Annotated in this window: 17 protein-coding genes and 3 tRNA genes; 7 read left to right on the forward strand and 13 right to left on the reverse strand. The window is 60.6% G+C overall.

Annotated elements, in window-relative coordinates; translation table 11 throughout:
* The first annotated feature begins 301 nt into the window (after nt 1-301).
* Nucleotides 302-1,702 (forward strand): helix-turn-helix transcriptional regulator, encoded by a 1,401-nt coding sequence (locus NFR41_RS08495; RefSeq protein WP_251231499.1) that lies wholly within the window; start codon nt 302-304, stop codon nt 1,700-1,702.
* A gap of 48 nt (nt 1,703-1,750) precedes the next feature.
* Here NFR41_RS08495 and NFR41_RS08500 read toward each other — a convergent pair whose 3' ends face one another.
* The 4 genes from NFR41_RS08500 to NFR41_RS08515 all read right to left on the reverse strand — a co-directional run bounded on the left by NFR41_RS08500 (nt 1,751) and on the right by NFR41_RS08515 (nt 5,648).
* The gene (locus NFR41_RS08500) at nt 1,751-2,254 is read right to left on the reverse strand and encodes a nucleoside deaminase (RefSeq protein ID WP_432762703.1); all 504 of its coding nucleotides are present in this window, start codon (nt 2,252-2,254) and stop codon (nt 1,751-1,753) included.
* Between the two features lie 188 nt (nt 2,255-2,442).
* Nucleotides 2,443-2,530, reverse strand: a tRNA-Ser gene (locus NFR41_RS08505).
* A gap of 973 nt (nt 2,531-3,503) precedes the next feature.
* Nucleotides 3,504-4,007, reverse strand: a complete 504-nt coding sequence (locus NFR41_RS08510) for a hypothetical protein (RefSeq protein WP_160213491.1) — start codon at nt 4,005-4,007, stop codon at nt 3,504-3,506.
* A 9-nt stretch (nt 4,008-4,016) separates the two neighbouring features.
* A complete protein-coding gene (locus NFR41_RS08515) occupies nt 4,017-5,648 on the reverse strand; it encodes a molybdopterin-dependent oxidoreductase (RefSeq protein WP_251231501.1) in 1,632 nt (543 codons plus the stop codon).
* A 291-nt stretch (nt 5,649-5,939) separates the two neighbouring features.
* Between NFR41_RS08515 and NFR41_RS08520 the strand changes: the two genes are divergently transcribed.
* The gene (locus NFR41_RS08520) at nt 5,940-7,442 is read left to right on the forward strand and encodes a helix-turn-helix transcriptional regulator (RefSeq protein ID WP_251231502.1); all 1,503 of its coding nucleotides are present in this window, start codon (nt 5,940-5,942) and stop codon (nt 7,440-7,442) included.
* A 904-nt stretch (nt 7,443-8,346) separates the two neighbouring features.
* On the opposite strand, the gene NFR41_RS10520 is transcribed toward NFR41_RS08520, so the two are convergent.
* From NFR41_RS10520 to NFR41_RS08535, 3 genes are all read right to left on the reverse strand, one after another.
* Complete coding sequence (locus NFR41_RS10520) at nt 8,347-8,895, reverse strand: hypothetical protein (RefSeq protein ID WP_285833867.1); 549 nt, start codon at nt 8,893-8,895, stop codon at nt 8,347-8,349.
* Nucleotides 8,896-9,324: 429 nt separating this feature from the next.
* Nucleotides 9,325-9,400: transfer RNA gene (locus tag NFR41_RS08530), tRNA-Ala, on the reverse strand.
* A 232-nt stretch (nt 9,401-9,632) separates the two neighbouring features.
* Nucleotides 9,633-9,709: transfer RNA gene (locus NFR41_RS08535), tRNA-Ile, on the reverse strand.
* Between the two features lie 147 nt (nt 9,710-9,856).
* Here NFR41_RS08535 and NFR41_RS08540 point away from each other — a divergent pair.
* From NFR41_RS08540 to NFR41_RS08555, 4 genes are all read left to right on the forward strand, one after another.
* Nucleotides 9,857-10,441, forward strand: a complete 585-nt coding sequence (locus NFR41_RS08540) for a J domain-containing protein (protein ID WP_251231503.1) — start codon at nt 9,857-9,859, stop codon at nt 10,439-10,441.
* A gap of 294 nt (nt 10,442-10,735) precedes the next feature.
* Nucleotides 10,736-12,550 (forward strand): translational GTPase TypA, encoded by a 1,815-nt coding sequence (gene typA, locus NFR41_RS08545; RefSeq protein ID WP_251231504.1) that lies wholly within the window; start codon nt 10,736-10,738, stop codon nt 12,548-12,550.
* A 305-nt stretch (nt 12,551-12,855) separates the two neighbouring features.
* Nucleotides 12,856-14,097, forward strand: a complete 1,242-nt coding sequence (locus NFR41_RS08550; protein WP_160213237.1) for a peptidylprolyl isomerase — start codon at nt 12,856-12,858, stop codon at nt 14,095-14,097.
* A gap of 91 nt (nt 14,098-14,188) precedes the next feature.
* Complete coding sequence (locus NFR41_RS08555) at nt 14,189-15,109, forward strand: ABC transporter ATP-binding protein (RefSeq protein ID WP_160213236.1); 921 nt, start codon at nt 14,189-14,191, stop codon at nt 15,107-15,109.
* Between the two features lie 96 nt (nt 15,110-15,205).
* Here the strand turns inward: NFR41_RS08555 and NFR41_RS08560 are convergent, their stop codons facing one another.
* Nucleotides 15,206-15,478: a ribbon-helix-helix domain-containing protein gene (locus NFR41_RS08560; RefSeq protein WP_251231505.1), complete on the reverse strand. Its 273-nt coding sequence runs from the start codon at nt 15,476-15,478 to the stop codon at nt 15,206-15,208.
* 203 nt (nt 15,479-15,681) lie between these two features.
* Nucleotides 15,682-16,473, reverse strand: coding sequence for a ParA family protein (locus NFR41_RS08565; RefSeq protein ID WP_251231506.1), 792 nt, complete (start codon nt 16,471-16,473; stop codon nt 15,682-15,684).
* Nucleotides 16,474-16,881: 408 nt separating this feature from the next.
* Between NFR41_RS08565 and NFR41_RS08570 the strand changes: the two genes are divergently transcribed.
* Nucleotides 16,882-17,445, forward strand: a complete 564-nt coding sequence (locus NFR41_RS08570; protein ID WP_251231507.1) for a bifunctional nuclease family protein — start codon at nt 16,882-16,884, stop codon at nt 17,443-17,445.
* 195 nt (nt 17,446-17,640) lie between these two features.
* On the opposite strand, the gene gyrA is transcribed toward NFR41_RS08570, so the two are convergent.
* The 4 genes from gyrA to dnaN all read right to left on the reverse strand — a co-directional run bounded on the left by gyrA (nt 17,641) and on the right by dnaN (nt 25,085).
* Complete coding sequence (gyrA, locus tag NFR41_RS08575; protein ID WP_285833868.1) at nt 17,641-20,472, reverse strand: DNA gyrase subunit A; 2,832 nt, start codon at nt 20,470-20,472, stop codon at nt 17,641-17,643.
* 73 nt (nt 20,473-20,545) lie between these two features.
* Nucleotides 20,546-22,492: a DNA topoisomerase (ATP-hydrolyzing) subunit B gene (gyrB, locus tag NFR41_RS08580; RefSeq protein WP_251231508.1), complete on the reverse strand. Its 1,947-nt coding sequence runs from the start codon at nt 22,490-22,492 to the stop codon at nt 20,546-20,548.
* Between the two features lie 367 nt (nt 22,493-22,859).
* A complete protein-coding gene (recF, locus tag NFR41_RS08585) occupies nt 22,860-23,969 on the reverse strand; it encodes a DNA replication/repair protein RecF (RefSeq protein WP_251231530.1) in 1,110 nt (369 codons plus the stop codon).
* Nucleotides 23,970-23,987: 18 nt separating this feature from the next.
* Nucleotides 23,988-25,085 (reverse strand): DNA polymerase III subunit beta, encoded by a 1,098-nt coding sequence (gene dnaN / locus NFR41_RS08590; RefSeq protein WP_160213214.1) that lies wholly within the window; start codon nt 25,083-25,085, stop codon nt 23,988-23,990.
* Nucleotides 25,086-25,300 lie beyond the last annotated feature (215 nt).

Genomic DNA, 25,300 nt, shown 5'->3' on the forward strand with positions numbered 1-25,300 from the left:
TCCATCATGTTCCATAGGTGTCCTCCCCTCTCTCATCCCAACGGGCTGCACCTTACTTCGTCGTTTGCCCCCTTGTCATCGAAGCAAAGTTGTGAAATTATGCATCAAACATTTTTTGGCGTTTCATCAGGCATTTTCGTTTTCGGAAAAGCCGAGGTCAGAAAATTGCCTCACTAGTTTCTGGTGAGGGATGAGGGAGGGAAAAGGAATGGATTTTCGCCTTCGGGGAACGTTCGAGAGGGCCCAAGAGGCCGTTTCGGGAGCTGCGACGGGGAGCCGTTTGCAGAAAAAACGCGACCGTATGAACGCATCCATGGTGCTAGGGCTGGCGCTGTGCCAGTGCTGGCTAACGCTGTGCTTCTTCGCGCCGCAGCTGTTCCCCGATAACCAGTCGACCAGCGTGTACGAGCTCTCTCTTCTTGTTACCGCCGTCAGCCTGCTACCAGGCGTGGTTGCTGCTCGCAAGATGGACGCGCTGCTCAATCGCAAGCAGCTAATCTACGGGTTCGCCGTCTGCGCAAGTTTGGGGACGCTGCTCATCCCCTTCTCCTCCGCGAACGGCGGCGTCGCCCTAGCCATCATGGTGCTGGCTGCCGTGCTGACCGGATGCGCCGGCGGATGGCTGTTCATCGCTTGGTACCGAGCCTTTTGCCGCGCCGACGACCTAGCAGGATTCGTGCTGAGCGTTACCGTTCAGAGTGTTATTCTGTATGTGCTGACCAACCTGCTGCTGCCGCCGGCGCTCAGCCCCTGGCTCATGATGGCCGTGGCCTGCCTTATGCCGCTAGCCTCCGCCTTCTTGCTGTCAGGCTGCCCCGAGCCCACCGTCGAGGATTCGCTGTTCGACTACGATCTCCCCCATGTGCAGCCTATCCAACGGCGCGCCATCGTGCAGCTATGCGCCGGCATGTTCGTCATCAGCTTCGTAGACGAGTTCATGCGAAATCAGTATCTAGGCAGCACCGACTTGGTGTACTACTCCGGCACCGTAAACCTTATCGTGCTGGTGCTGAAGATTGTTTGCTCGGCACTTATCCTGGCAGCAATTTCCGAGCGGTCGCATAACGTGCAGCTCATGTACAAGGCATCGTTTTTACTTACCATGATAGCCATCCTATTCATGCCTTATATGCACTCCGACCTGGGCTACGGCATCACGAACTTTGGTGCGTTCTTTTTCAAGATCATCGTAATGCTGGTAACCTTCAACTACTGCCGGCGCTACCGCATTGCCCCAGTGCTGCTGTTCTCGATCACCCGCATTATCTGGTCGCTCGACCTGTTCGTGGGCTTCTTCTTTTCGGAATGGGCTAACAGCCTTGCTGCGTCGGCGCCGACGCTTCCAGGAATCCTGTCGGTAGTAATGGGCGTGGCCATCGTGGCGACGTACCTGTTCGTGTTCACTTCGTCCGAAGGCGAAACTGCGCTGCTGAAGGAGGAGGGTCGCGAGGAGGCTGCAAGCCAGGCGGAACAAGAGGCGAAGTGCAGCCGCCTGACGCGGGTGGGCAAGCTGTCTGGCCGCGAGTCCGACGTGCTCATCCTGGTAGCTCGGGGTCGGTCGACGCCGCGCATCCAAGACGAGCTGGGGCTTTCCAGCAACACTGTGAACACCCATATCCGCCATATCTACCAGAAGCTGGGCGTGCATTCCCGTCAAGAGCTGCTAGACCTGGTGGAGAAGACGGCCCCCGACGAGGAATAGAACGACGAAGATTCGCCGATGCGCAGGCGCGTTGCGATGGCTTGCGTCCTACTTCTTGCGGGCGGCGCGGCGTTCGGCGAAGAACTCGCGCAGCAGGTTCGCACATTCCCCTTCCCGAACGCCCCCTTCCACGGCGAAGTTGTGGTTCAAGCGTTCGTCGGCGTTCACCTGGTAGAGCGACCCGAGCGCGCCGGCCTTGGGGTCGAAAGCGCCGAACACGCAGCGGTCCACGCGCGACTGGTGCATGAGCCCCGCGCACATGAGGCACGGCTCCAGCGTCACGTACACGGTGCACCCGGTGAGCCGCCACACACCCAAAGATTCGGCGGCAGCTTTCATGGCCAGGAATTCCGCATGGCCCGCCGGGTCGGCGTCGGTTTCGCGACGGTTGCAGGCGGCGGCGATCACGCGGGCCTCGGCGGTGGGACGGCGCGTGCCAGGGTCGATCGGCTCGTACACCACCACGGCCCCAATAGGTACCTCGCCCATCGAAGCAGCCTCCCGTGCCTGTTCAAGGGCCAGTTCCATATACGCATCGTCACTCAGGCGCACGTTCTTTACACCCCCGCTTCCTCTTCCCCGTCGAAGCCCGCAATATCGACAGGTTCATGCATTTTTCTGCACGAAACTACCGATAGTGCGGGCTTTCCGCTAGCGCCGTACGTCGACGGAGCTTGCAAACTCTTTCCCTGCGCCCCACCAACGAACGGGCCGAGCAAACGCCCGGCCCGAGTGATAGCTGGCGGAGGAAGTAGGATTCGAACCCACGGAACCTTGCGGCTCAACAGTTTTCAAGACTGCCGCCTTCAACCACTCGGCCATTCCTCCGCGTATGCAGCGCATAGTCTACCACACGTAGCTCCGCCCGTCCGAAGACAGGAAGCGGCCCGGCGCGCATCACACCCGCTCTTCCCGCTTTGTCGATTACAATCGACAAAAAGAGTACTTGCAACAGTTTTATCGATCGTAATCGATAAAACATCCACCCTTCCCCGTCCTCAACGCCGCCCCCGTGTACCCTCGCCGTACGCTACCCGGTGGGCTGCTGCGGCCTCCCCCTCGTGCGCCCTCGCCGCGGGCCCTCCCTACTCCACCTCTTCCCGCAGCATGGACTTGTCGCCCAGGCGGTAGTCTTCGCGCCAGCAGCTGCAGATAGCACGGCTTGGAGGGGTCCTCTGTTCTGTTGAGAATCTTGCGCGCGAACACGGCGATGCTGGACGACTCGGGCGGCGACGTTTCTGTACTCATCCATGTAACGAACGACGGTTATGGCAGAAAATACTGTAATAGAAGACGTTTATGTACGATTTCCTGTAACCGATGACGTTTATGGCACGTTTCGGCTGCCATAACCGTCATCGGTTGCACGCGGGCCCACAGGGACGGGATCGGTTGCAGGCGAGCGCGTCGAAACGGGATCGGGCGCCAGAAGACACACAGAAACGGCTCCGGTTACAGGCCACCGGACGCATTCGGCACCTGCAACGAGAAACCGAGCGCAATCGGCGCCCGATGCGTTGGGACGGGAGGCCGCCCACGGCACGCCGCACCTCTGGAACGCAACCCTCGCAACGACCGGCCCTTCGGTGCTTCTGCGCGTGAAAAAAGCGGCCCGCCCCGAAGGACAGACCGCTTAGTTGCCGGCCGCGGGGCCGCAGGGCTGCGGGCCTCTGAGGAAACCCGCGGTCCGCAGCCAGCGACTCGCAGCTTGTGGCTTACGGCTTGCGAACACCGCCGCCAGATCGGCGCGCGTGCAACCACCTCCGCTCGCAGACGCGGCGCAAACGCGGGGTGACCGATTCTAGGCGTTTACCGCAGCAATGAGCGCCGCCAGAGTGGTGCCACTCACGCCGACATTAGCAATAGCGCCGCCGCCGGCCGTGTTGGACGCGCACGCGCAGCCCACCATCACCGTCGAGCCATCGCCTGAGGCAAGCTCGTCCACGGTCCCCAGCACCGAGCCGTCAGGCCCGGTCACCAGCACCGGCTCGCCGGATGCGGCCACGCTGTACTGGGGCAGCGACGAGCACAGCACCGCCGAGGCCTTCGTAAACACCGCGCGAACCACGTCGTTGGTGGTGGTCATTTCCTGGCTGAACAGGAACGCACCGTCTATCGGCGACGCCACGCTCTTCCCCGCCGCAGTCGCAGCCGCAACCGAGTCGGCGCCGGCCACAGCCGCGTTGTCCGCAACAGGGGCCGCTACCGCAGGAGCCGCTACCGCCGCAGCGCCCGAGCCGGCCAGCAGAATGGCCGCCGAAGCAACGCCCGCCACTTTCATGTTCACGGTCTTTTCCATAGTCATCGTCAACTCCTATTCCACAACCACGGTGATGGCGGACGGATACTGCTGCCAGCCCTTCGCCTCGGACACAGCGCACACGTACAGCTCGTAGGTGCCGGGCTCGTCGGGTGTCCAGGTGGCGGTCCAGTGAGTCCACTGCACCGGGTCGAAGTCGTCGGGCACGTCAACGACGGTCCAGGTGGTGCCGTAATCAGAACTGAAGGCAATCTGGTCCAGCTTGCGGTCGCCAAAAGCCCACACGTAGGCATAGCCCTCAAGCTCGATCGGCTGCCCAGCCTTGAATACCTCGCCGTCGTTGGCGGGGTTGAACCAACCGGAGTTGATCATGCTGCCATAGGAGGTAGCTCCGGGAGCGCTGGGCGTCTCGATATACTCGGGAGTAGTGAACATGGCGCCGGTGTCTGGCAGACCCTGCTGCTCGGAGAAGTCGATGCCCGTCAGCCACTTGCTCCAACCGCCAGCCGGCGTGCCCGGAGTAGCCAGAGCCACAGGGAAGCCCTCCTCTACCGTCAAAGGCTCACCCCAGCGCTCCATCATAAGGATGGCGTTCTGGTCAAGCATAGACTGCAAATCGTAGGTAAGCATCGGCGAGGGGAAGCGCCAGCCGTCCGCCGCATTCGGCCCCACGGAAATTATGCCGTCCTGCACGCCGCCGCAGGCTTCGATGAGGTCCTTGAGCAGCACGCCCTTCACGACCACGTTGCCGATCTGATAGCTGCCGACACCGTTGGCGCCACACATCATGGCGATGGTCATCTCGGTCTGCGGAAGAGCCTTCAGGTCCTCGTAGGTGAAGGTGCGATCGTTATTCGTGCCGGTAATGGTGAGCGTCCAATCGGCCGCATCCAGCTCGGGGATAACGTAGTTGGAAGCCTGGTACATGTCCTCGCGAGCGGAAGGCTCCTGGTCCATCTTCACATCCATGGCCATGTCGCGGGCCACGGTGACGCCGCCGATGGTATCGGTTTCCCACGTACGACCGGCCACCCAGCCCATGGTGCCATCAGCGCCAGCCTGCTTGTAGCCGCCCATCTGGTCGGAGTGCTTGTAGTAGTCCCAGATCTGGTAGTTGCCTTCCCCATCGAGCGCATGGCAGCTGAAGCAGTTGCCGTTCAGCTCCTTCACGAACATCTCGTTGCTCAGGTGCGCGATATGGATAGGATCGCGCAGCCACACACCGCCCAGCGCTGCGCCTCCCGAATGGCAGAAGGAGCAGTCGGTCCAGTCGGCCTTCTGGCCATAGCCGGGCTTGGACGAAGCCAGGTGCTGGATAGGGCTCAGGTCCTTGATCGTTTCCCACAAATCATCATGGCATGCGTTGCAGCCGCGGTTGCCTGCATTCACGAACCCTTCGGTGTAGAAGTTCGTGGCGTAATCCCCCGAGTCGTTGTTCAGAAAGTTCGAATACCCCATGGACTCCAGCTTAGAGGCGGTATCGTCCGCAGCGGCCGCGTCGTCCGATACGGCTGCGGGCTCTTCCGCCGACGCTACCGGTTCCGGAGCGTCCTTCGATACGCTGTTGCTCGGTGCGGGCGAGCATGCCGCCAGCGCCACCACCGAGGCCACCATCACACCCGCGAGCGCCACGGTGGCGAAGCGCCTGGCCGACCAAGGCCTCCGTGCTTCTTGAGCCTTCCTCATTGGCCCCACTCCTCTCCTTCTCCTCGTCCAGCTCGCCTCTTTGACAAGCCGAACCCTTCGCGGGAGCCGCACCGGCAGCTTCCTCCCCCGCCTGCTCGGGCACCCGCACGTCGCCTTCCATAGTAGAAACGGCTCCGTGCAAGACCCAGTTCAAAAAACAACTATCGTGGCGAGCAGACCCCAACAACCTAGTAATTAATTAATCAATTTCGTTTTACCAGCCAAAACGCAAAGACCCTTTCTCCCTCCGGCGCCGAGAAACGAAGTAGAATTTCCCCAGAAGGAGAACCGATGGCCCCTGCGAAGAACAAGAACCGAAGCGATACGCCGCCCGAAAGTCGCGGTAAGAGCAAAACGCCTGTGGCGCTGCTTGTCGCGACCACGGGTCTGTTCGCCTATTGGAACCTGTTCCACGAGCTTCATCGTTGTTTTCCCTCAACCGATATCACCTTCTTCTCCCTTACAGGCGGACCCTTGGACGGCTTTCTTAACTGCGCTGTAGGGCCGCTCGGACTCGCGACGGGAAGCCTCATCGCTCTTGCTCTTCGAAGGCGGGAAGCAGTAATGCAGGGTGCTTTCGCAAGGAAAACGCTCGTCCCTCTGCTTCTGTTAGGCGCCATTCCTTTCGCCACGGTGGGCTTGGGAGGACCTTGGGGTTTCGTTCTTGCGTCCCATCTGGCCATATCCGTGCTGATCGTTTTTCCCTTCGTGTTTCTGTTCTCGAACGTCGCAACGTTGGGACGCCAGACGATGCTGCTTGTGACCGTTGCGTCGCTGATCGTTTCGAAGGTGTACGGCTCGTGGGTGATACCGGCGGTCGTTGCGGGCGTTGGTTTTTCCGCCGGGTTCGTTGCAGGAGCGTTTCCGCTGGTGTGCTCGCTGATGGCCTGGGATAAAACCGAGCTGCCGGCCTCTCTCGCGCCCGCCTGTGCTACCGGAGCTGGCGAAACGGTCCAAGGCCGTAAGGCTTGGCGCCCGCTCATTACGCACCTGGCGTTCTACGGTTTCGGACTGGGACTTTTCCATTCCATGCTTGGGGTTGGCTTCGGGCTTGGCGGGAATGTCCGCCGCTCGGTTGATTGCGTCGGCACCGTCCTTGCAGCGCTCTTCGCTTTGGGGACCTTGCGTAACCTCACTTTCGAAGAGGAACTGTGGCAGAAGATTCGCGGCGTAGTGTTCCCCTTGTCGATCATAGGGTTTCTGCTGATACCCGTCACAGACGCCTACGTGCTATCTGCCGCACTCGAAGAGTTCGGACTGTCCTATTACAACGTCCTGTTCGCCATGGGCTGCTTCCTCATGATGCGCAACACCGTGCTGTCTCCTACTACTATCGCAGCCGCCGGCATCCTCTTCAAAAGCATCGGCAGCTTCGTGGGAATCTTGCTGGGCGCGGGGCTGGCCATGACCGACATTGCGGGCAACATCCAGGCTGTCGCCATTATCACCATCATCGTGTTCTCCGCATTCACGTTGGGAACTTTCTGGATCGGCAAAGACAGCGAGCTGCGCAAGTGGTGGGGCCTGCGGCGCAACTACACCGCGCAGCAGTTCCGTGACCAGCTTATCGAGCGCAAGGCCGCCAAGCTTACCCACGAGCATCGTCTTAGCCAGCGCGAGCAGGAGATTCTGGTGAAGCTGGCGCAGGGCAAGCGGGCGCGGCAGATCAGCGAGGAGTGCTACATCTCCATCTACACCGTCCGCAACCACACGCAGAACATCTACCGCAAGCTGGGTGTGCACTCGTTCACCGAGCTCGACGCCCTGTTCGCCGCCATAGAGCTCTCCGATTGAAAGCCGCGCGGCGAAGAGATGCAGGACCCGAAGGCGCTGGGCGCGCTGTCGACCGCTTCGCCGGGGCTGCGGGCTCACTGGGACTGCGGGACGCCAGGGCTGCGGGGGTACGTCGGAGTTGCAGGTTGCAGAATCTGCGAGGTCCACTAGGGCTGCAGATTGCGCCAGGGTTGAGGGTTGTCAGAGCTGCGGAATTCATCGGGTTGCGGGTTGCCGAGGTGAAGAGGCTCACGGCAGTTGTGGGTTACCGGAACTGCGAAGTGCGCCGAGCCGTGAGATTCGCTAGGACGGCAGCCTGGGCCGCGCTTTCGATAGCGACCCCATAGCCTCCAATCAACAGGCGCCGTGCGATAGGAGCTTGCTTGCCCTGCCACACAACACCGCAGGTCCTGCCGCGCTTGGGTTTGCCGACCCCTCGCACACGGCTTCAGCAAGCCCATCGCACCGCGAAGCCCACGGCGTTCCTGCACGCTCCCACGTAGCCCGCGGCGTTCCTGCACGTCCCCATGTAACCGATGACGTTTGTGGCAGAAAAAGCTGTAACGGAAGACGGTTATGCACGATTTCCTGTAACCGATGACGTTTATGGCACGTTTCGGCTGCCATAACCGTCATCGGTTACACGCGGGCGGACGGAAACGGGCTGGGTTGCAGGCGAGAGCGTGCAGAAGCATCGTCGGTTGCAGGCGGGAGCGCAAGGGCGGCTTCGGTTGCATGAAAGCATGCAGAAACGGCATCGCTTGCATGGGGAAGTGCAGAGCCGGCGGTCGCGGGCAGCCGCGCACAGAAACAGCTTCGAGCACATGGGGGACGCAGAGGAGGACGCGATGCGAGCTGCCGGGCGCGAGCGGCGTCAGGTGTGGACAGCCGTGCGCAAACGAACGGGCCGCCAGCAGCAACCTCCCTACCTGCCCATTACGCGCATGAGCAGGCGGATGAGGGTCACGATGCCTCCTCCGGGAACCTGCGCCGTGGGGCCGGGGGTGTAGCCTCCTCCAGCGCTACGCTGGCCGCCGGCGCCACCTGAGCCGCCCGACCCCGAAAAAGGATTGCCCGCACCATCCGATCCACCTGCAAAGGGGCCGCCGCCCGCGCCGGTGCCGCCGAAGGGCGAGCGCCCGCGAGCCGAAGCGCGATCGGGCTTGATACGGTAGTTCGGATGATTCTTCAGGAACCGCCACCGGCTCAGCAAGGTAACCCCCAGACCCACCAGCGCCGTGATCAGAAAACTGACCGCCAAATCGAACACACCCTCGTTCGACTCGAACAGCGAGTACAAAGTGAACAGCGCAAAAAACACCGAAAGCGCGCCGGTGATGGCCAGGAACATCTTGATGACCACCTCTTTCGCCCGAAGCGGCGACTTCGTGTAAGCAACGAACACGTACACCACGGCAGCCGCAACCGCCAGCACCAGCAGCATGGGGATAACGCGCGACAGTCGGGCAACCATAGGGCCTCCGCTTCGTAGAGCTCAGTGGAAAGAGGTTTTGCTGCAGTGTACCCCATCACCGCCCCGCTTTCGCGAACCGTGTACCATTCGCCACCCGAAGCCCCTAACTGCGCACAAAGACCAGTAGTCGAAAGAATCCCTCCTGAATAAGGCACACGTTGCGAGCGAAATAGCAGGAAATAGAGAGGCGACTTGCGGTGAGAAAGCGCGCGGGAGCCCGTCGGCAGACGATTACCTGCTCAAGGTATAGCACCTGGTAAGACACATAAAAAGAAAAACCCCTTCATCGGGCCTTTCTACATCTCGCGACTATGACGACCGTGCGCCGAGCCGCATAGTAGCCGAAACGGGGGGCTCGGCTGATGTTGCCATGGCAAAGACTGGTAGAAACAAAGACGAACACCCGAAGGTGTTCGTCTAATTCTCCTATGGTGGAGCATAGGGGGATCGAACCCCTGACCTCAGGCTTGCAAAGCCCGCGCTCTCCCAGCTGAGCTAATGCCCCGTTTCGGAATCCGCATCGCTGCAGAAACCGCGCGTCTTGCCGAAGCTACCCGGCAGCCCAAACGGCCGCGCCGCCGCTGTCGCCTCAAGCACTCAACACAGCGCTGGTTGCTCTTGGCGAAGGCGAGAGAAAACCTTGGCAAGCTGCCCTTTCCGCATACCGTTTCCGCATCTGGATATAATAAACGCTCCACCGGCAAACTCGGCTCACGGTGGAGCGTTTATCGCGAAAATGGTGGGCCCGAATGGATTTGAACCAGCGACCTCACGCTTATCAGGCGTGCGCTCTAACCAACTGAGCTACGGGCCCGCGAAAAAGTGCTTGAATATCATAGCGCCGCACTCATGGCAGGGTCAAGAAGTATTTTGGGAAATTGCCATCTTCACAGCCTTGACAAGAAGCGGCCTCGCCCGAGCGTGCTAGGATTGCCGAAACGAAACCGCTGAAACGAGGCCTATGAACCGCATCGAAGCATTGCGCCTGCTGGGGCTTGACGAAGACGCCACCGATCAGGACATCAAGATTGCCTACAAGGAGACGGTCCAGATTCTGCATCCCGACCGGTTCGCCTCGAACAAGAAACTGCAGGAACGCGCCACCGAGCAGTTCAAGAACCTGCAGGAAGCCTACGAATATCTGACCAGCAGCGCCGCCCGGAAATCGCGGCGGGGAGGCACCTCGTCGATGAGCGACGACCCCGCCTCGCGCCGTGCCTCCGCCCGCTACCAGCACCAACAGGCCGAAGCGCGGCTCGCCGGCATCCAGGCGGCCCGCACTCAGCTGGTCAAACAGCGCGACGCCCTTCTGGACGAGCGCCGCAACGCGCTGATTATGATGGTGGTCGGCGGTATCGTGGCGTTCATAGCCATCCGTCGCCCGGGTGCCTTCAAGGCCATCGGCGGCATCGCGTCGGCTGCGGCCATTTGGGGCGTGGTCTCGCTGCTGTCCAGCCAACGCAACATCAACACCTTAAACGATCACATCGCCGAACTGCGCGCCGAAGAGAAGGCCATCCTGGACGAACTGGACGGCGCAGAGTAACCAATCGAAACGCAGTTGCCGGCACCCAGAGAAGGGCATGGCCGCCCGAAGCGCAGTCGCCTGAAGAAGGCCCGCTCTCGCCCGCAACTTTCTCGGGGGGTGCGGGACCGGAGCTGGTCTGAAGCCGGGGGCCTGGGCTCTTGGGGCCGAAAAACCCTGGCGCCCGAAACTCCCATCCTCCGAGATGCTGAGTTCGGGGGATTCTTCGCGGTTTTCCGTGACCGCCCGGCGCTTCGGCGGCGCGGGCGGACGGATTAAGCGTACAATGCAACGGCTTATTCGATAGGAGAACCCATGAAGCAAGAGAACATCCGCAACGTCGCCATTATCGCCCACGTCGACCACGGCAAGACCACCCTGGTGGACCGCCTGCTGTGGTCCTCCCACGTGTTCCGCGAGAACCAGCAAGTGGAAGAGCGCGTGCTGGACAGCAACGACCAGGAGCGCGAGCGCGGCATCACCATCCTTTCCAAAAACATCTCCATCACCTACAAGGGCGTGAAGATCAACGTCATCGACACCCCGGGCCATGCCGACTTCGGCGGCGAGGTGGAACGCGTGCTGAACATGGCCGACGGCGCGCTGCTGATCGTGGACGCCTACGAAGGCCCCAAGCCCCAGACCCGCTTCGTGCTGTCCCACGCCCTTGAGCGAGGGCTTCGCATCGTGGTAGTGGTGAACAAGATCGACCGCCCCAACGCCGACACCGAAGGGGCCGTCGACAAGGTGTTCGACCTGATGGTGGAACTGGGCGCCTCCGACGAGCAGCTAGACTTCCCCGTGGTTTATGCCTCGGCGGTCAACGGCTACGCGCGCATGGATCCCAACGACGGCAATATGGACATGATCCCGCTGCTCGACACCATCCTGCGCGAGGTCCCCGCCCCCGACGTGAACGTGGACGGCCCGGTGGCACTGCAGGTGTGCACCGTCGACCACAGCTCCTACGAAGGCCGCATCGGCGTGGGTCGCCTGTCCAGCGGCACCCTGCACGAGAAGGAGCAGGTGCTGGTGGTAAAGCCCGACGGAAGCTCGCGCAAAGCCCAAATCCGCAAGGTGTACACCTTCGAGAATCTGGGGAAAGCCGAGGTCACGGCAGCGGATGCCGGCGACATCGTGGCGGTCATCGGCATCGAGGACGCCGACATCGGCGACATTATCACCGACGTCGAGAACCCTGTGGAAATGGAGCCCATCGCCGTGGAGGAGCCCACCATGGCGGTCGTGTTCGAAGCCTCCACCAGCCCGCTCATCGGCCGCGAAGGCGACATCGTGGGCGCGCGCCAGCTGAAGGAGCGCCTCATGCGCGAGAAGGAGAGCAACATCTCCATGCGCATCGACGAGCTGGAGGACAAGACCGGCGTGCGTGTGGCCGGCCGAGGCGTGCTGCACCTGTCCGTGCTCATGGAATCCATGCGCCGCGAGGGATTCGAGTTCCAGGTGGGCCGTCCGCAGGTGGTCTATAAAATCGCGGAGGACGGCAGCAAGCTCGAACCCATCGAAGAGGCCACCGTGGACGTTCCCAACGACTATGCGGGCAAGGCCATCGAGGTCATGGGCTCGGCTGGCGGCATCATGGAGGACATGGCTTCCGACGAGACCACCACGCACCTCACCTTCTCCATCCCTTCCCGCGGCACGATGGGCCTGAAGACCCGCATCCTGAACGCCACCCACGGCGAAGCGGTGCTGTTCCACCACTTCAAGGAATACGGCCCCTATTCCGGCGAAATGTCCGGGCGCAAGAACGGCGGCATGATCGCCATGTCCACCGGCAAGGCCGTAGCCTACGCCCTGGACACGCTGCAGGAGCGCGGGCGCCTGTTCGTTTCCCCTGGTGATGAATGCTACGAGGGCATGATCGTGGGCGAGTCGGCCAAGGAAGGCGACATGGTGGTGAACGTGGAGAAGACGAAGAACCTGGGCAACCAGCGCTCCTCTACCGCCGACAAGGCCATCCAGCTCACGCCGCCGATCACCTTCACCCTGGAAGAGGCGCTGGAGTACATCGAGGACGATGAGCTGGTGGAGGTCACGCCCCAGAGCATCCGCCTGCGCAAGCGCATCCTGTCCTCCATCGAGCGCAAGAAGGCCAACAAGAACAAGTAGGCCGCCAGCGCAACGGACCAACGAGCCGCCTTCGGGCGGCTCTTTTCATAATTGCGTAGTTTATTAATTAATAACAATTGAAAGCCGCTGGGTTCGCACTTCCCTGACAACAAAACCCCACGAACGGACTGTGAAACCACAGTGAGTATATTGTGCATGGGCGCAGCAGTTTTGCCCCCTGTGAGAGAATGCGAAATCAACGAGGTGAAACCTTGCTTTTCAACGGACGACGAGGGAGAAGTCCGTTTGGAAGCCTGCACCGAAGAGCGCCAGAGAAAGGGTAAGACTTGAAGGTATCCCGCTTTATGAAATCCGCCTGCGTGCTGGGCCTTTCCGCCGTGTGCGCCCTGGGCGTGGCCGGCTGCTCTAATTCCAGCACCGCCCCCGGTTCGTCCAACGACGGCTCCGTTTCCGGAGGGGTGGCCGCCACAGTGAACGGGGAGCCCATCTCCGAAGACCTGGTCACCAACTACATCGAGTCGCTGCGCGCCCAGTACGGCCTGACCGACGAAGGCTCGTGGGGGCAGTACCTGGCAGCGTCGAGCCTCACCCCGGAAAGCCTGCGCGAGAACATCATCAACTCCTATGTCGAGCTCGAGCTCATGGAGGAAGGTGCTGCGGCTGCGGGCATCGTCGCCGACGACGCCACCGTGCAAGGCTACGTCGACTCCATGAAGTCCAACTACGACTCCGATGAAAAGTGGCAGGAGGCCTTGGCCGGCGCCGGCATGACCGAGGACGAGTACCGCCAGGAAATCGCCCGCCAGCTGGTGTCCCAGGAGTTCACTGCCACCTTCGAGTCCACCGAAGAGCCCACGGACGAGGAGATGTTGCAGTACGCCCAGATGTACTCGTCCATGTTCAACGGCGCGAAGCGCTCCAGCCACATCCTCTTCTCCGCTGACGACGAGGCGACCGCCCGAGAGGTGCTCGAGCGCCTGCAGTCCGGCGAGCTGGACTTCGCCGAGGCAGCTCAGACCTACTCGCAGGACGGCAGCGCGTCCAACGGCGGGGATGTGGGCTGGGACAAGCTGTCCAACTTCGTGACCGAATACCAGACCGCCCTCGACGGCCTTGGCAAGGGTGAGCTGAGTGACCTAGTGGTGAGCCAGTTCGGCATCCATATCATCAAGTGCACCGACACCTTCGAGCCTGCCACCACCACCGCTGACGACGGCACGGTTTCCGCGAACATCACCAGCGTGAGCGAGCTGCCCGAAGAGTTCCAGGAAGTGGTGAAGACCGCCGCCAAGAACCAGAAGAGCACCGAGAACTACCAGGCGTGGCTGACCTCCGAGCGCGAGAGCGCCGACATCGTGATCAACCCCATGCCCGAGGACGTGCCCTACAACGTGGACATGTCCCAGTACTCCGCCACCAACGGCCTGGCCACCGAGGACAACGGAACCGTCGACGAAACCATCACCGAGGACGAGACCCAGGGCACCGTTCCCGAAGGCGGCGAAGGGGCCGACGACGCCCAGACCGAAGGCGGCGAGGGCGAGGGCCAGGACGGCGAGGGCCAACAAACCGAAGGCACCGAGTAGCATCGTTTCCGCAGCTTGGGATTACCGTTAGCGAAGAGGTCATGGTAACATGGCCTCTTCTTCGTTTCTCAATCAGGAAAGATTCGCCGCCATGACCGCATCTCCCCTCATCCAGCTTCACGATGCCGAAGTCCGCCGCAGCGGAAAGATCATCCTTCATATCGGCGACTTCTCCTTGGACCAAGGCCAATCCATTGCATTGCTCGGTCCCAACGGGTCGGGGAAATCGACGTTCGTGAAACTAATCACTCGCGAGATCGTGCCGCTGTACCGCGACCGGGCGCCGGTGCTGTTCCAAGGAACCGACCGCATCGTGCTGACCGAAGTTCATAAGCAGCTGGGTATCGTATCCTCGTCCATGCAGGACCAGATGACCGTCCACCTTCCGGCAGTCGAGATCGTTGAAGGCGGCCTGTTCGGAACATTGGGGCTGCCGGCCCACATCACTCCCACCGAAGAAACCCGGCAAGCGGCAAGGCGAGCGTTAAGGCGGCTGCATATCGAGGAGCTTGCCGACCGCGATATCCTGACGCTGTCCACCGGGCAGGCGCGGCGCGTCCTCATCGCCCGGGCGCTCATCCACGACCCCCGAACCCTCATCTTCGACGAACCGTGCACCGGGCTCGACCCCCAGGGCATGCACCAGGTGCGTGCGGCCATGAGCGAGCTCGCAGCCGAAGGGAAGGGCATCGTGCTGGTAACGCACTATCTGGAAGACATCGTGCCCGAGATTGAAACCGTGGCTCTTCTCAAGGAAGGGCGCTTGGTGGCTTGCGGTTCAAAGGAGTCGCTTCTCACCGACCAGTCCATCAGCAACCTGTTCGACGCGCCGTTCGTCGTAACCAAAACCGTGATGCCGCCGAAGACTGCCAAAGGGAAGCAGACTGAGGGCGCGGAGGAATCCTTAAGGGGCAGCAATCGGTCAGTGCGAGACGCTTCGGGAAACCTTCCTTCTCTCAAAGACGCTCAGATGCCTTCTCGGGTGGTGTTTTCTCTTTCGAGCATCTACTAGATGTCTTTCATGCAACGAGCCCCTAAGAATCGCTCTCAGGGGCTCGTTTTTTTTACGCCTGTCCGAAAGACGTAGGTCGATTCAACTTGCCAAGGGCTACGAAAGCTCCTTCTCCAGGGCCTCGCGAATAACTCCGGAGATGCTGACCTTCTCGCCCTGGGCCTTGGCCATGAACACCTTCATGCGCAGCCGCTCGATCATATCCTTGGGAAGAGAGATGGTGATGGCCGCGAATTCCTGCTTCGACTCGCTTGCTGCGGCTGCGGCCTTCGCGGAAGAGGACTTCACCTTGGGCTTCTCGTCGCTTTGGGAATCGAGTCCGGCAAGCTTTGTGAAGTAGGCGTCGGCGGATTTCGCGGTACGACTCATTGATTTCCCTCTCTCATAGTTACAGTGTTGTTGCTTATTATTTTACTTAATTGTCGATTATTTAGCTACTAATCTTATTACTCTTAACAAAATAGTCCCATAGTTTGTAACTATGGGACTATTTACTATGTAGTTATTTATCTATTCAATACTTGAATCGTTTTTCATATCCTCCTATTTTCCCAGTTCAAATTCACTCATAATTACTTAGTTATATTGTTAATAAACTCTTTAACAAACGATTGATAATCGCTTACTGCACCTATACTCTTATCCATATCGTAGATATCGATAGACTCAAGCTGGGCCGTCATGACACCTACCGATTGCCGAATGAAGGTTTGGTACAGCGGGGCATCAAAGTACTCGCTGAATTTCTCGGTAACCTCTTTCATAGTCTTCATAGTGTTCCAGCGAGGGTTGAACTTGGTAAGCAGAATGCCGATAACCCGGGCGTTGGGGTTGATGTACTTGCGGGTCATGGACAGGCTCTCAGCCAGGTCCCTCATTCCCTTCGTGGCAAACGAACCGGCATCAGTGGTTACCACAACGCCGTCGGCAGCTGCTGCAAACGACTGGATAGTAAGTAATCCCAGGTTAGGAGGGGTATCTATAACAATGAAGTCGTATTCGGAGGCTATAGGCTCCAACGCCTCGCGCAGGCGGTACTCCCTTCCCTGCACGTTGGCCAGCTCGGCTTCCACGTTGGCCAACGCGGCGTCGGCTGGAAGCAGATCGTAGCGGTCGAGGTGCACGATTGTCTCGTTCACCGGGCTTCGCTGCATGATCACCTCGTACACGGTGTCCTTGTCCTCGGTGTCGAAGCCGGCCCAGTCGGTAAGATTGCCCTGAGGGTCCATATCCACCGCGAGAACCTTGTATCCCTGCTGGGTAAGACCGCTTGCAAGAGCGCCTACCGTAGTGGTTTTACAGCACCCCCCCTTACGGTTGGCTACTGCAACGGTACGATTCGAAGACGTCTTGCCCTTTGCCATGTCTTTCCTTTCCGAGAAATGCATAGCTGTTATTCTATCAAACTTGCTATTTACGTAGTAGTGTGTTCATAATCTATATTTTTATTAACTATGTAGTTGTTTTTCACCAGGTCAATCAACTTATTTCTCAAATAGAAGTTATCAACTACATAGTTTTTAATTCATTATTTACCTTATTAATAACCTATTGTTTTACTTCGCTCAATAAGTAATGAACTTGTTATTTAAAACACTGTCACTACATAATTATCAACAATCTACTTAGTTAATTACGAAATATACTGTTAACAAATTATTAAATGATTAACTATTTACCTTATAACTATCTATCTAAATAACTACTCCTTCCCTACGGTTTGGAAACCGATGGCTGTGTTGAAGCTTCTACCTCGCCAAACGACCCGTACAATGTCAACCATGATCTTCCCTTTTGCCAACCATCACCTTACGGAAGAAGGCGACGTGGTTCCTATCAGCATCCTTTCTCTCATCATCGGCGAGGCACCTTCCCCATCCGTCGTGGTATTGAAACCCCAGGAGGAGGCGCGGGACGAATCCATCACCCGAATCGTTCCTATCTGGATCGGCCCCACCGAAGCCACTCAGCTGGGCGCCTCGATGGAACATCTCCGATATCCGCGACCTATGACCCACGATCTTTTCCTGGATGCGCTGACAAACCTGGACGCCCATATCGAACAAGTCATCATCGATGACGCCAAAGGAACCACCTTCAAAGCGAAGCTTTTGCTTCGCCAACACGGCCGTCTTATTCGGCTTGATTCTAGGCCTTCTGACGCCCTATCTTTAGCTGTTCGCCAGTCTGCACCTATGTTTATAGAAGATAGGGTCTTAGATCGCGTCTCATTCCCTTATATCCATAAGGCCGCCTTATCCGAGAACCCCGAAGCCGTTCTCGCCGACTTCCACTCCTTCCTCAGCACCCTCTCCCCCGACGATTTCGTCTCTTAAAGGATACACAGCCAAGGGAGCATGCCATCATCACCGTCCCCCTGACATGCTGGCACCCGGCATGCCCCTGGCAGGCAGCGCGGCGCACGGCGCGGCTGGCTCGAAATCATGCCATCATCCCCGTCCCCCTGACATGAGGCAAAAAGAAGGGAGCCGCGGCGGCTCCCCTTCTTTTCGGATGGTTGTTGCGACCGACTATTCCTCGGTTTCCTCGATCTCTGCAGGTCCGACGGCCTCCGTCGTCTCGACCACGTCGTCGGTGCCTTCCATGTCGTCAATATCCGACTCGTCCATCTCGTCGTTCTCGCCCTTGGCCACGGTGGAGCCGTCGGCGGCTTTCTTCTTGCCGCGCGACGAGATGGCCACGGCGGTCACGCGGTCCTTGTCGGCCACGTTCATTACGCGAACACCCTGGGTGGCGCGTCCCAGCTCGGAAATGCCCTTGACCGGGGTGCGCACCACTACGCCCTCTTCGGACATGATCATAATCTCGTCCTCGGGCCCGACAATCTTCATAGCCGCCAGCAGGCCCTTCTTCTGGGTCATGGTAATGGTGAACACGCCGCCGCCGGCCCTATGGTGCTCGGGGTACTCGACAACCGGGGTGCGCTTGCCGTAACCCTTCTCGGTAATCACGAACAGGTCGGTGCCGGGTTTGGCGATCTCCATGCCCAGCACGCGGGCGTCGGCGGGCACCTTCATGCCGGTCACACCCATGGTGTCACGTCCCATGGCACGCGCCTCGGACTCGTCCCATAGGATGGCCTTGCCAGCCGAGGACACCATCATAACCTTCTCACCAGGGGAAACCCGACGCACTGCAATCAACCGGTCCTCATCGCGCAAATTAATGGCGATCAATCCGTCGCGGCGGGTGCGGTCGTAGAGCTCCATGGAGGTCTTCTTCACCATGCCCTGCTCGGTGGCGAACAGCAGGTACTCGTCCTTCGGGAAGTCCTTCGAAGCGATGACGGCGCTGATGGTCTCGCCCTTCTCGAGCGGCAGTAGGTTCACGATGGCCGTGCCGCGGGCGTGGCGCGAGGCCTCGGGCAGCTCGTAGACCTTCAGGCGATACACCTTGCCCTTGGTGGAGAAGAACAGCATGTAGGCGTGGGTGGAGGCGATGAACAGGTGCTCAACGTAGTCGTTGTCCTTCAGGTTCACGCCCTGCATGCCCTTGCCGCCGCGCTTCTGCTGACGGTACGTCGCCACGGGCAGGCGCTTCACATAGCCGGCACGGGTGACCGTGACCACCATGTTCTCGTCGGCGATGAGGTCCTCCACGTCCAGATCCTTCGCAGCGTCGGAAATGAGCGTCTTGCGGGGCGTGGAATACTTCTTCTTGATCTCCTGCAACTCCTCCTTGATGATTTGGCGAACCAGAGCCTCGTCCTCGAGCACACGCTTGTAGTAGGCGATGCGCTCCATGAGCTCGGCCAACTCCGCCTCGATCTTCTCGCGCTCCAGTCCGGTCAGACGACGCAAACGCATCTCAAGGATGGCTTGGATCTGCTTCTCGGCCAATCCGAAGCGCTCGGTGAGGCGCCCGGCGGCCTCCTTGTCGGTCCGAGACGAGCGGATGATGGAGATGGCCTCGTCAATGTGGTCGAGGGCAACGATGTAGCCCTGCAGGATATGGGCTCGCTCCTCGGCTTTGGCCAGCTCATAGCGGGTCCTGCGGGTGATGACGTCCTTCTGGTGCTCGATGTAGTAGTGCAGCATCTCCTTGAGCGAGAGCACTCGCGGAATGCCGTCCACCAGCGACAGCATGATGACGCCGAACCCCACTTGCAGCTGGGTGTGCTTGTACAGCTTGTTGAGCACCACCTGGGCGATGGCGTCCTTCTTCAGCTCGATGATGATGTCGATGCCGTGGCGGTCGGCGCCGTCGTGGATGTTGGCGATCTCCGGCAGCTTCTTCTCGCGCACCAGCTCGCCCAGCTTCTCCAGCAGGCGCTGGCGGTTCACCTGGTAGGGAATCTCGGTGATCACGATCTGGGAGCGGCCGTTCTTGTTCTCCTCCACCTTAGCCTTGGCGCGGATGGTAAGCGAGCCTCGGCCTGTCTCGAAGGCGTCAATAATACCCTTGCGGCCCATGATCACGCCGCCGGTGGGGAAGTCGGGGCCGGGGAGCGCCTTCATAAGCTCCTCGGTGGTCGCCTCGGGGTTGTCCAGCATCAGGCAGGTGGCGTCGATGGTCTCGCCCAGGTTGTGGGGCGGGATATTGGTGGCCATGCCCACAGCGATGCCGTTCGAGCCGTTGACCAGCAGGTTCGGGAAGCGCGCAGGAAGCACCGTGGGCTCTTGGAGGCTCTCGTCGTAGTTCGGCTGGAAATCGACGGTCTCCTTGTCCAGGTCGCGCAAAAGCTCCATGGCCGGCTTGTCCAGGCGTGCCTCGGTGTAACGCATGGCGGCCGCGGAGTCGCCGTCGATGGAGCCGAAGTTGCCGTGTCCGTCGATCAGGGGCACACGCAGGCTGAAGGGCTGGGCCAGGCGCACCATGGTGTCGTACACGGCCGAATCACCATGGGGGTGGTACTTGCCGATAACGTCGCCGACGGTACGGGCCGACTTCATATGCGGGCGGCTGGGGGTGTAGCCGCTCTCGTTCATGGCGTACAGGATACGGCGATGAACCGGCTTCAGGCCGTCGCGCACGTCGGGCAGAGCGCGGGACACGATGACGGACATGGAGTACTCCAAAAACGAAGCCTGCATCTCCTTGCCCAGGTACGCCGTGCGCACGATGGTCCCCTCACCGCCGTTTGCCCCTTCCACAATGGCCCCGTGGGGGTTCGCCATGGTGGAGGTGTCGATCAGCGAGCGGGCGCGGTTCTCTTCGGAGAAGGCGTTGAACGTGGACGAGAGAGGCGAGCCGAAGCCGTCGTCGGAATCACCGTCGTCGTCAGAATCCAGCGCCTCGTCCACTTCCTCGTCATCGCGGTCGAAGTCCTCTTCCGCCCGGTTGAGGAACTCGTCGAAGGACGATTCCGCACCTTCCTCGCGGTTGTTGGTATCGTCTGCCATGGGCACCCTTTCTTATTTATTAACTACATAGTTCGTAGTTATGACTTACATAGCAGAATACTTAATAAATTCCTTAGATGTCAAGGAAGCGCACGTCGCGGGCGTGACGCTGGATGAACTCCTTGCGGGGCTCTACCAAGTCTCCCATCAGCTCGGACACCACGCGCTCGGCTTCGGCGGCGTCGTCGATGCTCACCTGCAGAAGCGTGCGCGTTGCCGGCTCCATGGTGGTCTCCCACAGCTGCTCGGGGTCCATCTCGCCCAAACCCTTGTAGCGCTGGACGTCGAACTTGCCCGGGTCGTCGTACTCGGCCAGGATGCTGGAAAGCGCCGACTCGTCGTAGATGTAGCGCTCGATCTTGGTGCTCTTGGAGTTCTTCTTTTTCAAGCCGAAGATGGGCGGCTGAGCGATGTAGACGTAGCCGCGGTTGATGAGCTCGGGCATATAGCGGTAGAAGAACGTGAGCAGCAAGCAGCGGATGTGCGCGCCGTCCACGTCGGCGTCGGTCATGATGATGATGCGGTGGTAGCGGGCCTTGTCGGCGTTGAAGTCCTCGCCGATGTTGGTGCCGATGGCGGTGATGAGCGAGCTGATGGTGTCGCTGGAAAGGGCGCGGCTCTGCCCGGCGCGCTCAACGTTTAGGATCTTGCCGCGCAGGGGCAGAATGGCCTGGTACTTGCGGTCGCGCGCCTGCTTGGCACTGCCGCCTGCGGAATCGCCCTCGACTATGAACACTTCGGATTCCTCGGGCTTGCGCGAGGAACAGTCGGCCAGCTTGCCGGGCAGCGAGAAACCGTCCATGAGCCCCTTGGTCTCGCGCACCTTCTCGCGGGCCTTGCGGGCGGCCTCGCGGGCCTTGAGCGCCTGGGTGGCCTTGCTCACGATGCGCTTGGCAGGGGCGGGGTTCTCCTCCAAGAACTCGGCCAGGCCCTTGGTCACCGCGGTCTGCACCAGCGGGCGAATCTCGGTGTTGCCCAGCTTCGTCTTCGTCTGCCCCTCGAACTGCGGGTCGTGCAGCTTCACCGACACGATGGCAGCCAGCCCCTCGCGGGCGTCGTCGCCGGAGAGGTTGGGGTCCTTCTCCTTGAGCAGGCCCTTGTTGCGGGCGTACTCGTTGATGGTGCGGGTGATGGCCTGCTTGAAACCGTCCATGTGGGTGCCGCCCTCATGGGTGTTGATGTTGTTGGCGAAGGCCAGGATGGAGTTCGTGGAATAGGAAGTGGACCACTGCAGGGCAACCTCCACGGTGCCATCCTCGTTCTCGGCCTCGAAGTACACCGGCTTGTTCAGCGTCTCCTTGCCCTCGTTAAGATACTTCACGAAGTCCACGATGCCGCCCTTGAACTGGAACACGTCGGTGCGGGGGTTGCCCTCGGCGTCGCGGATGCGCTCGTCGAACAAGGTGATCTTGAGCCCCTTGTTCAGAAACGCCATCTCACGGAAACGGTTGGCCAGGGTGTCGTAGTCGTAGACCGTGGTCTCGGTGAAGATCTCGGGGTCGGGCCAGAAGGTGACCGAGGTGCCGCTGTGCTTGGAGGTGCCGATCTCGTGCAGCTTCGTCGAAGTCTTACCGCGCGTGAACTCGATCTGATACTTCTTGCCGTCACGGGCCACCTGTACCTCCACGCGGGTGGACAGGGCGTTCACCACGGACACGCCCACGCCGTGCAGGCCGCCGGAAACCTTGTAGCCCTCGCCGCCGAACTTGCCGCCGGCGTGCAGAATGGTGAGCACCACCTCCACCGTGGGGATCTTCTCCTTGGGGTGCTTGTCCACGGGGATGCCGCGGCCGTTGTCGATGCACGTGATGGAGTTGTCCTGGTGAATGTACACCTTAATCTCGTCGCAGTACCCGGCCAGGGCTTCGTCCACAGCGTTGTCTACCACCTCGTAGACCAGGTGGTGAAGACCGCGGGGGCCGGTCGAGCCGATGTACATGCCGGGACGCTTGCGAACAGCCTCCAGGCCCTCGAGCACCTGAATGTCTGAACCGTCGTAGTGATCCGGTTTGCTTGCCACTGGCACGCTCCTAACCTGTAAAATGGTCTTTCCTTCGCACGATGGTTCCGAAAAAACCTCTCCTTCCCGGAAAAGCCGTCCGAAACGCACGGCACCCACCGCCGCTCAAGCGCGGTTCGGAAAGGGGGATCCTTATATCATCGTAGCGGCGAAAGTATAGCATAGCCAACTCCCACGGAGAGGCTCTACATAGCTTTTAGACGCATTCTCATCGATTCTAAGCATGGTTTTTCAATTTTTACGAGTCCCAACCCATTAAATTGCATGTATACGTCAAATAAGCGCTTAAAACACGCAAGCTGCGGTGTGGTTTTCTGCAAGATGGGTGCAAGGACTAGTTCGCACCACACAAAGGCCAGCGAAGGGTCTAGACGACGGTCGTGACACCTTCCAGCCGCTGCAACGCCACCACCCGGGCGGCATCTAGCAGGGAAGCGTCGAAGTAATCGAGGTTCGCCGTGGTGATGAAGGTCTGCATATCGCCCACGGCGTACTCCACCAGGGCGCGGCGGCGGCGCTCGTCCAGCTCGCTCATAACGTCGTCCAGCAGCAGCACCGGCTTCACCGACAGCACATCCTGGATCACCGACACCTCCGCCAGCTTCCACGCCAGCACGGCGCTGCGCTGCTGGCCTTGGCTGCCGAAGCGCTCGAGGGCATGACCCTCCACCAGCAGCCGCACCTTGTCCGCATGGGGTCCCACCACAGCGCGCCGCCGTGCGCGCTCCTCGGGGCGCCGTTGCGCCATGCACGCGCGCAGGCGCTCGCGGGCCTCGTCGCGGCCGAACTCCGGCGGGTCGGACGACTCGTCGTCAAGCCACGAGGGGAGGTACTCGCCGCGCACGTCCTCGCCGTCGGAGATGCGCCCGTACCACAGCCGCAGCGCGTCCTGCAGACGACGGAAGAGCGCGGCCCGGTAGCAGGAAAGCATGGCCCCGCACAGGGCCAGCGTCTCGTCGATACTGTCCAGGTAGCCGTCGGAGGCATCCTCTTTGAGCAGGCGGTTCTTGAAGGCCAGAGCCTTCTCGAAATCACGCCTCACCTGGTCGTGGTTGGCCGACAGCTGCCCGCCCAGGCTGTCCAAGGCGCCCCGGCGGCTGGCCATGCCCCCTTTGGCCAGGGCCAGGTCGTCGGGGGTGAAGGCCACCGACGGCAGCAGGCCCGCCAATGCCGAGGGCTGCTTCGGCTTGCCGTTCACCCGAAAGCGCCTGCGGCCCTCGTCCACCACCATCTCCACCTGCACCAGCCGCTGCCCATCCCCCAGCTCGGCGGATACGCTGGCGCGCTCTGCACCCTCGCGCACCAGCTCGGGCACACGGGGGCTGCGAAACGACGACCGGGAGGTGAGCAGGGCCAGGGCCTCCAGCAGGTTCGTCTTCCCGGCGGCGTTGCGGCCGGAGAACACCGTCAGCATGCCAAGCCCCTCCAGACGAAGGGCTTGGTAGCTGCGGAAGTCGCGCAATGTCAGGCTCTGCACCCTCAAGGGCTGGCCTTCTTACATGGAGATGGGAACGACGAAGTACAGGAACTTGTCGGAGGCGTCGGCGGAGCGGAAGATGCCCGGCTGCCGGTTGGTGGTGGTCTCCAGATAGGCCTCCTCGCCACCAAGGGCCGACAGGCCGTCCAGCACGTAGGAGCAGTTGAACGAGATGGCCAGCTCCTCGCCTTCCCCTTCGCAGGACACCACTTCCTGGGCGCTTCCCACGTCCTGCTCCACGCTGGTCAACTGCAGAGTCTTGGCCTCGGGGGAGATGTTGAACACCACCCGCGCATCGGCGCGACCGATAACGCTCATGCGGCGCACGGCCTGGGTCAGACGCTGCTGGTCCACCTTCACGCGGGTGTTGTAGGAATCGGGGATGAGCATGCGGTAGTTGGGGAAGTTGCCCTCGATGCGGCGGTTGATGAACACCGTGTTGCGGTAGTGGGCCACGATCTGGTTCTCGGCCAGGGCAAGGTGAATGCCCTCGTCGGAGGGGGCCAGGGCGGCCAGCTCGCGCATGAAGGCGCCCGAGATCACGGCCTGGAAGTCCTCTGCTTCGCAGGCCAGGTCGGCCTCAGCCAGGGCCAGCCGGTAGGTGTCGGTGGCCACCATCTTAAGCGAACCGCCCTCCAGCGACACCAGGATGCCGGTGAAGATCGGTCGGCTCTCGTCGCGCGACACCATCTTCTCCACCCGCTTCACCATCTGGGAGAACATGTTGAATGGGATGCATATCTCCTGTTCAGTGCTCACCTTCGGGAAACCGGGGAAGTCCTCGGGGTCCAGCGTCTTCAGCGAGAACGAGGTGGTATCGCAGGTGATGATCGCGGAGTCCTCCTCGGCCACCACGTACACCGCTGCGTTGGACAGGTTCTTGACCACGTCCAGGGTCAGCTTCGCGGGAAACACCGCTCGTCCCTCCTCCTCCACCATGGCGTTCACGGTGTACTGGATGGAAAGCTCTAGGTCAGTGGCCTGCAGGGTGATGGAGTCGCCCCGCGCTTCGATGTAGATGCCTGCCAAGATGGGCAGGGTCGAGCGCGTGGAGGCTCCCTTCTGCACGATGCTGAGGGCGCTTTGGAACTCCGACTGGTTGATGACGAACTTCATCGGCGGGCCTTTCTATTGACTATCTTTCTCTTTTCTAAAATACATCCATCGTAGTAATAAGAGCGGTGGAAAGGGGGATAATCCGCGTCTTTCCAGATGAGGGCTCGGTTCGTTTGCCGTTTCCATGGTGGGAAGGATGTGCTTCCTTTCCACCGCCTTTCGAGGCCCCCCGTCAATCCACCGCACCACGGCCGTTTTCCACCCTTGCTCCGCCG

It is taken from the genome of Adlercreutzia aquisgranensis, assembly GCF_943193145.1.
In the GTDB taxonomy this organism is placed as follows: domain Bacteria; phylum Actinomycetota; class Coriobacteriia; order Coriobacteriales; family Eggerthellaceae; genus Xiamenia; species Xiamenia aquisgranensis.

Coding starts and splice junctions, on each gene's coding strand:
- NFR41_RS08495 (WP_251231499.1), top strand. CDS start 302: ATGAACGCATCCATGGTGCTAGGGCTGGCGCTGTGCCAGTGCTGGCTA.
- NFR41_RS08510 (WP_160213491.1), bottom strand. CDS start 4,007: ATGACTATGGAAAAGACCGTGAACATGAAAGTGGCGGGCGTTGCTTCG.
- NFR41_RS08515 (WP_251231501.1), bottom strand. CDS start 5,648: ATGAGGAAGGCTCAAGAAGCACGGAGGCCTTGGTCGGCCAGGCGCTTC.
- NFR41_RS08520 (WP_251231502.1), top strand. CDS start 5,940: ATGGCCCCTGCGAAGAACAAGAACCGAAGCGATACGCCGCCCGAAAGT.
- NFR41_RS10520 (WP_285833867.1), bottom strand. CDS start 8,895: ATGGTTGCCCGACTGTCGCGCGTTATCCCCATGCTGCTGGTGCTGGCG.
- NFR41_RS08540 (WP_251231503.1), top strand. CDS start 9,857: ATGAACCGCATCGAAGCATTGCGCCTGCTGGGGCTTGACGAAGACGCC.
- typA (WP_251231504.1), top strand. CDS start 10,736: ATGAAGCAAGAGAACATCCGCAACGTCGCCATTATCGCCCACGTCGAC.
- NFR41_RS08550 (WP_160213237.1), top strand. CDS start 12,856: ATGAAATCCGCCTGCGTGCTGGGCCTTTCCGCCGTGTGCGCCCTGGGC.
- NFR41_RS08555 (WP_160213236.1), top strand. CDS start 14,189: ATGACCGCATCTCCCCTCATCCAGCTTCACGATGCCGAAGTCCGCCGC.
- NFR41_RS08560 (WP_251231505.1), bottom strand. CDS start 15,478: ATGAGTCGTACCGCGAAATCCGCCGACGCCTACTTCACAAAGCTTGCC.
- NFR41_RS08565 (WP_251231506.1), bottom strand. CDS start 16,473: ATGGCAAAGGGCAAGACGTCTTCGAATCGTACCGTTGCAGTAGCCAAC.
- NFR41_RS08570 (WP_251231507.1), top strand. CDS start 16,882: ATGTCAACCATGATCTTCCCTTTTGCCAACCATCACCTTACGGAAGAA.
- gyrA (WP_285833868.1), bottom strand. CDS start 20,472: ATGGCAGACGATACCAACAACCGCGAGGAAGGTGCGGAATCGTCCTTC.
- dnaN (WP_160213214.1), bottom strand. CDS start 25,085: ATGAAGTTCGTCATCAACCAGTCGGAGTTCCAAAGCGCCCTCAGCATC.